The following is a 9,689-nucleotide window of genomic DNA, read 5'->3' as shown; positions in this document are numbered from 1 at the left end:
GTTCAGCGAGGTGCGCTACAGGCAAGCGAATTCACTGGTTTACATACCCTACCCCCGTAATGTTATGGTGGCGGAGCCGGCCGATCTTCTCGTGCCGGCGCCAAGACCTGACTCGGAGGGATGACGTGATGGAGACCAGCGTGTACACGGTCAAGGGAATGACCTGCTCCGGCTGCATGAACAAGGTGACGGGCGCGGTGGGTGGCGTGGCCGGTGTCTCCCAGGTCGATGCCGACATCGCGAGCGGCGAGCTGACCGTGGTCAGCGAGGGGCCGGTGGACGCCCAGCTGGTTCGTTCCGCCGTCAAGGAAGCCGGCTACGAGGTCGTGAGCTGAACGCCCGTGTCCGGGGAAAACGGCACTGTGCCGGATGCTGTCGTCAAGATCGTGGAAAACGGGCCGTACCAAGTGAAGGGGCCGGTGCGGTTGGTCGACCATGACAACAACGTGTACGACCTCGAAGGCAAGCGTTCGTATCTGCTCTGCCGTTGTGGACAGTCCGCGAACAAGCCGTTCTGCGACGGCGCGCACGTGCGTACGGGGTTCAGTGCCGGAGAACGTGCGGAGACAGCCGGGTAGTACCTGCAGGGTAGAGGAGTTCAGGTGGTCCGATCCGCATTGCGTCGTCAGTCACCCAGGATTCGCGCCGCGCTCCGGTCGGACACGAGCCGCGCTGTTCTGGCCTGTCTGCTCGGTTGCGCTGTTCGTGCGCTCACCCACAAGGGCCGTAGCGAACCTTCGGTCAGGACCGGACGAGCCGCGCGATCGCGTCCGACGCTTCCCTGACTTTCGTTTCGGCATCCTTGCCGCCGGCTGCCGCTGCCTGGACGACGCATGTCGAAAGGTGCTCGTCGAGCAGGCCCAGGGAGAACGACTGCAACGCCTTCGTGACGGCGGACACCTGCGTGAGGATGTCGATGCAGTACTGGTCCTGCTCGATCATCCGCTGCAGCCCGCGGACCTGGCCTTCGATCCGGCGGAGGCGCTTGAGGTACGCCTCTTTGCTGCCCTCGCTCTTGTTCGCCATCAGGCATCCGTTCTGTGCGGGGGTTTGCGACATCGTACCGGCCTGATCGGCCGGCCGGACCTGACTCCGAACCGCTCACCGCAGGCCGTAGGATTCTTCGCATGACGGCAGCGGTCCGCCGGTTCCGAGCCGCGCGAGGAGGGCTCGCGCGGCTCGTCGTCGTGGTCGCGCTCCTCGTCGGGTTCGCGCTGTCGGGGGGCCCGGTGTGCCCGCTCGGCGGGGACATGCCGATGGCGATGGGTGAGAGCGCGGCCGCGGCCATGGTGCACCGCGATGACCGCCACCCTGCCGCGCACGATGTTGCCGTCGCCGACGAAGTCGCCCCCGTTCCGCAACGGGACGGCGGCGTGATCGCGACCTGCCTGATGCTGCTCGTAGCTGTCGTGGCGACCGTGACGGCAGTTGCTGCCCGGCGCGGGTTTCGGCTGCCCATCCAGGCCTCTCGCTTGACCGAGGTGGTGCCGCGGCTCGCCGGGCCGCGCCCACCGAGCCTCGCCGAGCTCTGCTTGCTCCGCACGTAGGAGGGAACCTCCCGGCACCGGTTTCGCACTGGTGTGCCGGATCCCGCACACCTCCGGTTTGGCCGGAGGTGTTCATCCTTTCCTGCTTTCGTCGGAGGCTTTCGTGAATCTTGCTGCTGTTTTGGTCACCGGGCTGTTCGCCGGTGGCGTGTCCTGCGCTGCCGTGCAGGGCGGCCTGCTGACCGGTCTGATCACCCGCCAGCGCGCGACGGCCGGGCCCGCCGGAGCGAGCCGGCGTGTCCAGCTCGGCGACGACCTGGCCCCGGTCGCGGGATTCCTGGTCGGCAAACTCGTTTCGCACGCCGTACTCGGCGCGTTGCTCGGCGCGCTCGGCGGGGCCGTGCAGCTGTCGGTGGCGGCCCGCACCTGGCTGCAGATGGGCGCCGGCGTGCTCATCGTCGTCTTCGGTCTCGCACAGCTCGGCGTTCCGGGCTTCCGGCGGATCGTGGTCGAGCCGCCGGCGTCCTGGATGAAGGTCGTGCGGAGCCGGACCCGTTCCCAGGCCGCGCTGGCGCCCGCCTTGCTCGGGGTGGTCACGGTCCTCATCCCGTGCGGCGTGACGTTGTCGGTGGAGGCGCTCGCGCTGGCTTCGGGGTCGGCCGTGGCCGGGGCCGCGACGATGGCAGTGTTCGTGCTTGGCACGGCTCCGTTGTTCGCCTTGCTGGGTTACGCGGTACGGAAGGCGGCCACGGCGTGGCGTGGCAGGTTGGCCGTGGTCACCGGGCTGGTGGTGCTGGTGATGGGCCTCTACACGCTCAACGGTGGTCTCGAGCTGGCCGGCTCCCCGTTGGCGGCCGGCCGGGTCGCCGAGGCGCTGCGGGGCGAGGACCCGCCCGCGGACACGGCGTCCGCGTCCACTATGGATGGTCGGCAGACGGTCGTGATCACCGCCCGGACCGATTCCTACAGCCCGGAGAACGTGCAGGCGCGGGCCGGCGTGCCGACGACGTTGGTCGTGAAGTCCGACGGAGCGCGGGGCTGCATCCGGTCCTTTGTCATCGGGGACCAGGAAAAGGTCCTGCCGGTCATCGGAGAGACGCGCATCGAGCTCGGCGTGCTCCAGTCCGGACGCCTCGACTACGCCTGCGGCATGGGTATGTACACGGGCATCATCACCGTCGTCTGAACCGGAGGAACTGTTGTGGCCACGATGACCTACACCCTGCGGATCGACGGAATGCACTGCGGCAGCTGCGCTTTGCTGATCGACGACGCAGTGGAGGACCTGCCCGGCGTTCGTTCGACGCAGACCACGATGAAGAAGGGGCGGAACACCGTCGAGCTCGACCCGGCGCTGACCGGCGTCGAGGACGTGATCGGCGCGATCGAGGAACTCGGCTACCGCGCGACCCTGCTCGACGAAGGGTAGCCGGGGCGCCAGGTCGTTCGCGGCAGCAGGTCCGCCGACGGTGCGGCGGCCAGCCGGTTCCCAGGCCGGCGGCCGCCGCACCCACAGCGGCCCGAGTCCATTTGCGGAAAGACCCGCCCGTTGCCGCGACGGCGAGAAGCCGCCGCATCGCGCGGAGACCCCGTGCAAGGTGCTGCGCGCACGGCCACGGTACTAGATAGGTTAGTAGTGTGGGTGAGGGCCCGTTGGGTGCAACCCTTTGGCGGGTCGCCTGCGTCCTTGCGGTATGCGAGCAACGCTGCGAAAGCTGGTCGTGGTCGCCGCCGTGGTGGCAGGATCGCTGATGATCGCGGACGCGCCGGCATCGGCATCCTGTGTGACGCCGCCACCCGTGTCGCCCGTCGTGTTCACCGGCACCGTGCTCTCGACCGCGCACGACGGTCTCGTTGCGACGGTGCGCACCGACGATGGCCGGACCGTGGAGGTCCGCGGGAATCAGTCGGAGAGTGGTTTCACGACCGTCGACCGGACCTTCGCTGCGGGCGTCCACTACGAGTTTCATCCGGTGAACTCGGTGAATCCGTTCCGGGACAACATCTGCACGGCGACGCGCGTGCTGGTTCAGGTGTCCACGACGGCGACGGCGGCCGTGCCGGCGAGCGCCGCCGCGGAGGAGGCGTCCGACGGTGGCTTGCTCTGGCTGGTCGGGGGAGCCGGGGTGATCGCGTTGGTCGTGCTCGGCGCCGTGTTGTTCTGGAGCAGGAAGTCCGGGCGCCGCACCCGCGACTGAGTCTTCCGGCTCGAGCCGAGATCGGCGCGACTATCCGGCGGTGTTCGCGGGGTGGGTGGCGTCCGGCGGACGGAGGCCGGCCAGGGTGACCTCGACCAGCCGCTCGGCCGCTGGCTCGGAGGGGAGGCCCCCGGCCGCGGTGAGGGCGTGCAGGCAGTAGGTGGCCAGTTCCCCGGCGGCGATGTCGTCGCGCACGGCGCCGGCTGCGGCTGCCTGCTCCAGCAGTTCGCGGAACATCTCACGCAGGTGGTGCTGCGCGTGGGCGACGTGCTCGTCGGGGTGCAGGAGGGCGGCGAGTTCGGCGCCGTAGGGCTCGTTGTGGTGCCGCACCCGTTCCTGGTGGATCAGGGCGTAGGCCTTCAAGACCTGTTCGAGGCGGGCGGCGGGGTCCGCGACCCGGTCGCGGACCGTGGCGAGTTCGTGCAGGTGGGCGCTGATCCGGCGTTCGTGCCAGGCGGACAGGATCGACTCGACGTCCGGGAAGTACTTGTAGAGCGTCGCCCGTCCGATGCCGGTCTTCTCGGCGATCTTCGACATCGTCACCGACGTGAGCCCGTGCTCCGCGACTAGTGCGGCGGTCGTGTCCAGCGTCGCGTCGCGCACCGCCTGGCGGTGGGTCTCGATCGTCTCGTTCCACAGCTTGGGCACCGGCTGAGAATACACAACGGCACTGTGGAGACAGATAGGATTGACAGCGACACTATGTATCGATAAAACTTGCGGCATGGTTGAAGCGAGCGGGCATCCGCAGGTCGTGCGCAGTCCAGACGAGCTCTATGCCACCCGTCCACCGTGGGACATCGGCAAGCCCCAGTCGGCATTCCGGGTGCTCGCAGACTCCGGCGTGCTTCGCGGCAGGGTGCTCGACGTCGGTTGCGGGACCGGTGAACACGTCCTCATGGCCGCGGAGCTCAGCCTGGACGCCACCGGGGTGGACCTCGCTTCGGCGGCGTTGCGCACAGCCGAGGAGAAGGCGAGCGACCGCGGCCTCGCGGCCCGGTTCCTCCGGCACGATGCTCGCAAGCTGGGTTGTCTCGGCGAGTCGTTCGACACGGTCCTCGACTGCGGGTTGTTCCACATCTTCGGCGGCGCCGACCGAGCCGCCTACGCCGAAAGCCTCGGCTCGGTCCTCGGCCCGGGCGGTCGCTACTTCCTCCTGTGCTTCAGCGACCGGGAACGAGGGGATCGCTGGTCGCACGTCCACCGGGTCACCCAGCGAGACATCGCCGCCACGTTCTCCGGCGGCTGGAGGGTCGACTCGATCGAACCGGCCACCATCGAAATCACGACCGACCCGGACGGCGTCCGCGCGTGGTTCGCCGCCCTGACGAGGAGCTGAGCCATGCCGGTCGCCGAAGCAACCGTCCGCACGCCGCGGGCGAGCCGGTTCCTTGTCCAGCTCTGCCGGCACGCCGAGGCCATGGGTGGGCGGGCACGGCAGATGCACGGAGGTGACCACGAACGCCCCGAGGTGGTCCGCGTCGAATGGACCGACGAAGCGGGGCTCATCGAGTTCTCGTGGGGCCGGTGCGCGCTGCGGGCGACGGTGGAGGAGCTGGTGCTGGAACTCGACGTGGACGGTGACGACCGGCTCCGGGTGATCCGGGATCTGCTCACCGCCGACCTCGAGCGGTTCGGGCAGCGGGAAGGCCTGAAGGTCGTCTGGCAGGGACTGGATGCGCCGGCATCCGAGAGCGAGAGCAGGCCCAGGAGGCGTGGGACGAAGGTCGCCTTGGTCGCGGCCGTGGTGCTGGCCGTCGTCGCGCACGTGGTGGTCGGCAGCGCTGCGCTCTCGTCCTGGCGCTGGACCAGCGTGGCCGCGGACATCCTGCTCGCGATTGTCGTCTTGAAGATCGTCGTCGTGGCCGTGCTCGCCCGGCGGCGGGTGCGGGTGCACCACGTCCCGGGCTTCGCCGCGCATGCTGCCGGCCACCTGCACCGGGGTGCACGGCTGAACGGGAAATCAGCCGCCCGACAGCGAGCAGGTCACGACGGCGATCGCGACCAGCACGGCGGATCCGGTGATCGCTGGTAGCGCGGTGACGGCGGCAGCCGCGAAGCCGCAGGACAGCGTGCGGCGCAGCCGGCCCGACGGGGCCTTGCCCGATTCGAGGCGCGCGAGCCGGAGGCCGAGGTTTCCCTGGGCCATGCCGAGGGTGCCGTCCGGCGCCGAGTGCCCGGAGACGCCGACCAGAGCCGTCCGCACCGCCTGGGTGCCGCACGCTCGCACGGCGGCGACGTCCGCGGCCAGTTCGACCAGTTCCCTTACGGCACCGGGCGCTCGGCGGAACAACGGGACGAAGGGGAGGGCTTGCTCGAGTGCGTCCACCCAAGTGATCAGGAAGTGGTGGCGGCCACGGAGGTGCGCCTGCTCGTGGGCCAGGACGGCGGCGACCTCGGTCGCCGACAGGTGGCGGCTCAAGCCTTCGGTGGCGACGATCACCCCGGCGCCGTCGGCGAGGCTGAAGGCCATCGGCTCGTCGTGGTCGAGCCACCAGGTCTCGGGCGACCTCCCGTCGCACCGTGCGGCGATCCGCAGCAGCGACAGGTGTTCCCGGCGGGTCCGCGCCCGCCGCCGGGCCATCCGGGTTCCGGTGACCGCGAACCGGCCGATCAGTCCCGAGACGAGAAGAAGACCCAGCAGGCCGGCGAACTCCTCGCTTCGAGGGGACGTTCCGTGAGAGATCGCCTCCACGCAACCGTGAATTGCGGTCGCCACGCTCGTGCCGTTCCCGTGTCCGGGGAACAACAGCAGGGCGATCCCGGAGACCGTCGCCGCCAGCACTCCAGCCGCGGACAACACCCACGCGGTCAGCAGCGCAGCGGGCTCGGTGCGGGTCAGGTCGGCCCTGGCAAGCAGGGCCGGCGCCAGCCAGCCGGCGGCGAAGGCACCCAGCAGGAGAGCCAGGGCCGCCGTCATCCGCCGGCGACCGTCCGCCGGAGACCCTTGCGGAGCGCGGCCGATTCGTGAGCCGTGGCCGACTGCGCGAAATGCAGCAGTACCGCTTCTGGATCGCCGGACTCGTCGAGGACCTGGCGCAAGGCCCGCGCTGAAGCATCGGCGCGGGTGACCGTGGGCTCGTAGGCGTAAGCCTTGCCGGTCCGTTCGCGGCGCACCCACTCTTTCCGGTGGAGGTTGTCCAGGACCGTCATCACGGTCGTGTAGGCGAGGGCCTTGCCGGTGTCGAGCCGGTCGAGCACGTCCCGCACCTTCATCGGGCCGCCGCCGTCCCACAGGACGTCCATCACCGCCCGTTCCAGCTCGCCGAGTCCGCGCACGGGCCCTCCTGGGTGCCTGCCTGCTACTACCGAGGCTAGTTTAACGGTCAGTGCGCGTCCTCGAACAGATCCAGGAGAAGCCTGGCCTTCTGCACCAGCTCGTCGAACGTGACGACATCGACATCCGGCATGCTGTTCCTGAACAGCTCGAAGCTCCGGATCCGGTCCACATCGTCCTCTCGTGCCAGGTTGCCGATGATCAGCAGGAGCTTCGGTTTGAACACCCGGAAGTCCGGTGGCCGGTCGCCCATGAGCGACGCGTAGCTCTGGCGCAACGTGTAGAGATCCTGCAGAACCTGCTGAACCGCGCCGGCGAGCTCCTTGCTCGGCGGGTAGGCGTTGTTGCGGTAGGGCTGGGCGGTGGTCAAGGGGGTGGCCGGAGTCTTCATCTCGACGATCAGCGCGTTGCCGGTCATCTGGTTGCGCAGCACGAAGTCGGCGTTGTTACCGCCGGTGTTCCGAATGGACTTACCGCCGAGGAACGCCTCCCGCTTCACCACGACCAGGGGGTGGGAGAACACCTGACCGATCGCCCACGCGTTCCGCTCGATGATCTCCTGCCAGAGCTTCTCGTCGGAGCTGTCCAGTTCCGCCTCGGCCTCCGCGAGGAAGCCACGCAGTCTCGCCAGCCCGGTGGCGATGACGATGCGCGTGGAGATCTCCGGTTCGGCGTCCTGCAGCGCGTCGGTCAGTTGTTCGGAATCCTGTCGCGACATCCAGCCGAGAACGCGTTTGACCTGGTCGTCCCGTCCGATCGTGGAGATCGAGTCGAGGATCTCGGCCAGATCCGTGCCGGCGTCGACCGGTAGCAGCCGTTTCGTCCCGTATTCGAATCCCGCGTCCGCCATGTGCTCGTACAGCGCGGCGACGCAGTTGAACAACTTCAGCAGCTCGCCGCTGCTCAAGTCGAGGCGCACGCTCTCGCCCGCCGCCAGCGTCCGGAGGTCGAAGGGCTTGTCCCGCACCCACTCGTCTGCCGCGTTCTTCGAGTAGTACGCCAGCTCTCCCCGGACGGTCGCTCCTGGCTCGCCTTCGTTCTCGACGAGTACGGGCGCGAAGACCAAGCGCTTGCGCCGGCCGTCGCGCAGGACCACCGAGGTGACGTCAGCCGTAGTTCGGCTGGTGCTCGTGACCTCGACGTAGTTCGGTTTCGTCACCCTTGCCCTCCGTTTTCCGGGTGACGGTAAGTCGCGACCGCGCTGCCGGATGTTTCAGCTCGTGACGAACCCGCAACCGCCCGTTGCAACTATCTGCCATAGTAGGTATGGCTACTATGGCAGATAGTTGCAAGCGGTCCTGGTTCGCGGAGGGGAGCCCGGTGGATGGCCGAAAATGCCAGAGGGCAGGCTGCCGGTCGGCTCGCGGCCGACAGGCGCGAAGGGCTCGTGCGGGCACAGTTCGCGGACCCGGCAGGTGCGGCGTCCTACGCCGCGTCATACCGGACCTGGGGTCCGTCCGAACGGTACTTCTCGTCTCGGATGTGCGCTGTCCTGGCGGCGCTCGACCGGTGGCCGGGTGGTGACCTGGTTGACATCGGGTGCGGTCCGGGAATGTTCGCGCGGCGGCTCCTCGAAGTCAGGCCGGACGACTTCCGGATCACCTGCGTCGACCAGTCCCCCGCGATGGTTGCCGAAGCGGAGACCCGGGTCCGCGGCTTCGGTGTCCGCCTGGCGGTGGGAGAAGCCGAGGACGTGCCATTTTCCGATGCGAGCTTCGACGTTGCCGTGGCGATGGGGGTCTTCGAGTACTGCGACATCCCCGCTGCCTTGGACGAGTGTGCGCGGGTCGTGCGCGAAGGCGGCCTCCTGCTGGTCACGATGCTGAATCCGCTCAGCCCGTACCGCCTGTTCGAGTGGGCGGTGTACTGGCCGGCCCTGCGGCTGCTGGGCAGGATCGAGCAGCTGTTCGGGGCGCCCTTCCGGAGGCGGCACTGTCCGCCTCGCACCGGGATCCGGGCGGTGTCCTCCCGGCGCCTGTGCCGGTTCCTTCGGCGCGCGGGCTGGCAGCCGATCGACGTCGTGCGCTACGACGTCGCACCGGTCGTCCCGCCGTTCGACCGGTTGCTGTGGCGTTGGTCGACGAGGTGGCGCGAGCATCCGGAGGTCACGCTCGGCCGCGGCGTCCGGAGCTGGCTCTGCAGTGCCTACTTGGTGGTCGCGACCAGGGGTGGCAGCGTCAGCTCGCGGGCTCCAGCCCGGCCACCAGGTTGAACGCGCCGGTCAGGTGGTTGAGTGACACGAGTCCTACGACGTCGGCGAGCGTCCGGTCGCTCCAGCCGTGCTGCCGCAGCTCGGCGATGTCCTCTCCGGTGATCGACGACGGCTCGGCCAGGACCCGGACGGCGTAGGTCAGCAATGCCGCTTCGCGCGCGTCGGTCGAAGTGCCCTGGCGCGCCAGCGAGATGTCCACCTCGCTCAATCCGGCGTCGCGGGCAGCGTCCGAGTGAGCGGCCAGGCACAGTGCGCACCCCAGCCATTCCTGCACTGCCAAGGAAATCTTCTCGCTGAGCGCGCGCGGGAGCTTCACGCGCTTGATCGCGCGGGACAGTTCGAGGTAGCCCTGCAGCAGTGCGGGGGAATGAGCCATCGTCGCGGTCATCACGCCGGCTTCGCCGTGCCGGTCGATGATCTCCTGCAGTAGTTGCCGGGACCGCTCGGGCGCGTCGGCCGGGGTGAGCGGAGTGAGGCGTGTCATGGGAACTCCTGTCGTCGAGCCGGGTGTTGCC

At 69.0% G+C, this 9,689-nt stretch carries 15 protein-coding genes; 9 read left to right on the top strand and 6 right to left on the bottom strand.

Annotation, left to right across the window (positions count from 1 at the left end; all coding sequences use genetic code 11):
• The first annotated feature begins 128 nt into the window (after nucleotides 1-128).
• A complete protein-coding gene (locus G3I65_RS09435) occupies nucleotides 129-335 on the top strand; it encodes a heavy-metal-associated domain-containing protein (RefSeq protein ID WP_160695746.1) in 207 nt (68 codons plus the stop codon).
• A gap of 6 nt (nucleotides 336-341) precedes the next feature.
• Nucleotides 342-578, top strand: a complete 237-nt coding sequence (locus tag G3I65_RS09430) for a CDGSH iron-sulfur domain-containing protein (RefSeq protein ID WP_309235351.1) — start codon at nucleotides 342-344, stop codon at nucleotides 576-578.
• Between the two features lie 163 nt (nucleotides 579-741).
• Here the strand turns inward: G3I65_RS09430 and G3I65_RS09425 are convergent, their stop codons facing one another.
• Nucleotides 742-1,026: a metal-sensitive transcriptional regulator gene (locus G3I65_RS09425; protein WP_160695745.1), complete on the bottom strand. Its 285-nt coding sequence runs from the start codon at nucleotides 1,024-1,026 to the stop codon at nucleotides 742-744.
• Nucleotides 1,027-1,127: 101 nt separating this feature from the next.
• On the opposite strand from G3I65_RS09425, the gene G3I65_RS09420 reads away from it, so the two are divergent.
• The 4 genes from G3I65_RS09420 (at nucleotide 1,128) to G3I65_RS09405 (ending at nucleotide 3,685) form a co-directional block, all read left to right on the top strand.
• Complete coding sequence (locus G3I65_RS09420; protein ID WP_160695744.1) at nucleotides 1,128-1,547, top strand: hypothetical protein; 420 nt, start codon at nucleotides 1,128-1,130, stop codon at nucleotides 1,545-1,547.
• 103 nt (nucleotides 1,548-1,650) lie between these two features.
• A complete protein-coding gene (locus G3I65_RS09415) occupies nucleotides 1,651-2,673 on the top strand; it encodes a sulfite exporter TauE/SafE family protein (protein ID WP_160695743.1) in 1,023 nt (340 codons plus the stop codon).
• A 24-nt stretch (nucleotides 2,674-2,697) separates the two neighbouring features.
• Nucleotides 2,698-2,916, top strand: coding sequence for a heavy-metal-associated domain-containing protein (locus tag G3I65_RS09410; RefSeq protein ID WP_166639859.1), 219 nt, complete (start codon nucleotides 2,698-2,700; stop codon nucleotides 2,914-2,916).
• A gap of 292 nt (nucleotides 2,917-3,208) precedes the next feature.
• Nucleotides 3,209-3,685: a hypothetical protein gene (locus tag G3I65_RS09405; protein WP_160695741.1), complete on the top strand. Its 477-nt coding sequence runs from the start codon at nucleotides 3,209-3,211 to the stop codon at nucleotides 3,683-3,685.
• 30 nt (nucleotides 3,686-3,715) lie between these two features.
• Here the strand turns inward: G3I65_RS09405 and G3I65_RS09400 are convergent, their stop codons facing one another.
• Nucleotides 3,716-4,333 carry a TetR/AcrR family transcriptional regulator gene (locus tag G3I65_RS09400; RefSeq protein WP_160695740.1) on the bottom strand — a complete coding sequence of 206 codons (618 nt, stop codon included), beginning with the start codon at nucleotides 4,331-4,333 and terminating at the stop codon, nucleotides 3,716-3,718.
• Between the two features lie 76 nt (nucleotides 4,334-4,409).
• Here G3I65_RS09400 and G3I65_RS09395 point away from each other — a divergent pair, with 76 nt between their 5' ends.
• A complete protein-coding gene (locus G3I65_RS09395) occupies nucleotides 4,410-5,024 on the top strand; it encodes a class I SAM-dependent methyltransferase (RefSeq protein WP_160695739.1) in 615 nt (204 codons plus the stop codon).
• 3 nt (nucleotides 5,025-5,027) lie between these two features.
• A complete protein-coding gene (locus tag G3I65_RS09390; protein WP_160695738.1) occupies nucleotides 5,028-5,720 on the top strand; it encodes a DUF2218 domain-containing protein in 693 nt (230 codons plus the stop codon).
• On the opposite strand, the gene G3I65_RS09385 is transcribed toward G3I65_RS09390, so the two are convergent.
• Genes G3I65_RS09385 through G3I65_RS58740 form a run of 3 tightly spaced genes read right to left on the bottom strand, consistent with a single transcriptional unit; the run spans nucleotide 5,649 to nucleotide 8,121 of the window.
• Entirely contained in the window at nucleotides 5,649-6,605 is a 957-nt protein-coding gene (locus G3I65_RS09385) for a M56 family metallopeptidase (RefSeq protein ID WP_160695737.1), read from the bottom strand. The two genes, G3I65_RS09390 and G3I65_RS09385, sit on opposite strands and share 72 nt — an antisense overlap.
• On the bottom strand, nucleotides 6,602-6,964 hold the full coding sequence (locus G3I65_RS09380; protein ID WP_160695736.1) for a BlaI/MecI/CopY family transcriptional regulator: 363 nt from the start codon (nucleotides 6,962-6,964) through the stop codon (nucleotides 6,602-6,604). The genes G3I65_RS09385 and G3I65_RS09380 overlap by 4 nt, the downstream gene beginning before the upstream one ends.
• A gap of 47 nt (nucleotides 6,965-7,011) precedes the next feature.
• Entirely contained in the window at nucleotides 7,012-8,121 is a 1,110-nt protein-coding gene (locus tag G3I65_RS58740) for a Shedu immune nuclease family protein (protein ID WP_160695735.1), read from the bottom strand.
• Between the two features lie 393 nt (nucleotides 8,122-8,514).
• Between G3I65_RS58740 and G3I65_RS09370 the strand changes: the two genes are divergently transcribed.
• The gene (locus G3I65_RS09370; RefSeq protein ID WP_345944077.1) at nucleotides 8,515-9,174 is read left to right on the top strand and encodes a class I SAM-dependent methyltransferase; all 660 of its coding nucleotides are present in this window, start codon (nucleotides 8,515-8,517) and stop codon (nucleotides 9,172-9,174) included.
• Here G3I65_RS09370 and G3I65_RS09365 read toward each other — a convergent pair.
• A complete protein-coding gene (locus G3I65_RS09365) occupies nucleotides 9,140-9,658 on the bottom strand; it encodes a carboxymuconolactone decarboxylase family protein (protein ID WP_160695734.1) in 519 nt (172 codons plus the stop codon). The two genes, G3I65_RS09370 and G3I65_RS09365, sit on opposite strands and share 35 nt — an antisense overlap.
• Nucleotides 9,659-9,689: the final 31 nt, after the last annotated feature.

The organism is Amycolatopsis sp. SID8362, from assembly GCF_010550475.1.
In the GTDB taxonomy this organism is placed as follows: Bacteria; Actinomycetota; Actinomycetes; order Mycobacteriales; family Pseudonocardiaceae; genus Amycolatopsis; species Amycolatopsis eburnea.
Note: the sequence above shows the minus strand (reverse complement) of the source record. Positions and strands in the feature narration are given on the sequence as shown.

Bases quoted from the DNA above. Each gene is read 5' to 3' on its own strand.
- G3I65_RS09435 (WP_160695746.1), top strand. From the start codon at position 129: ATGGAGACCAGCGTGTACACGGTCAAGGGAATGACCTGCTCCGGCTGC.
- G3I65_RS09425 (WP_160695745.1), bottom strand. From the start codon at position 1,026: ATGGCGAACAAGAGCGAGGGCAGCAAAGAGGCGTACCTCAAGCGCCTC.
- G3I65_RS09420 (WP_160695744.1), top strand. From the start codon at position 1,128: ATGACGGCAGCGGTCCGCCGGTTCCGAGCCGCGCGAGGAGGGCTCGCG.
- G3I65_RS09410 (WP_166639859.1), top strand. From the start codon at position 2,698: ATGACCTACACCCTGCGGATCGACGGAATGCACTGCGGCAGCTGCGCT.
- G3I65_RS09395 (WP_160695739.1), top strand. From the start codon at position 4,410: ATGGTTGAAGCGAGCGGGCATCCGCAGGTCGTGCGCAGTCCAGACGAG.
- G3I65_RS09390 (WP_160695738.1), top strand. From the start codon at position 5,028: ATGCCGGTCGCCGAAGCAACCGTCCGCACGCCGCGGGCGAGCCGGTTC.
- G3I65_RS09385 (WP_160695737.1), bottom strand. From the start codon at position 6,605: ATGACGGCGGCCCTGGCTCTCCTGCTGGGTGCCTTCGCCGCCGGCTGG.
- G3I65_RS09370 (WP_345944077.1), top strand. From the start codon at position 8,515: ATGTTCGCGCGGCGGCTCCTCGAAGTCAGGCCGGACGACTTCCGGATC.
- G3I65_RS09365 (WP_160695734.1), bottom strand. From the start codon at position 9,658: ATGACACGCCTCACTCCGCTCACCCCGGCCGACGCGCCCGAGCGGTCC.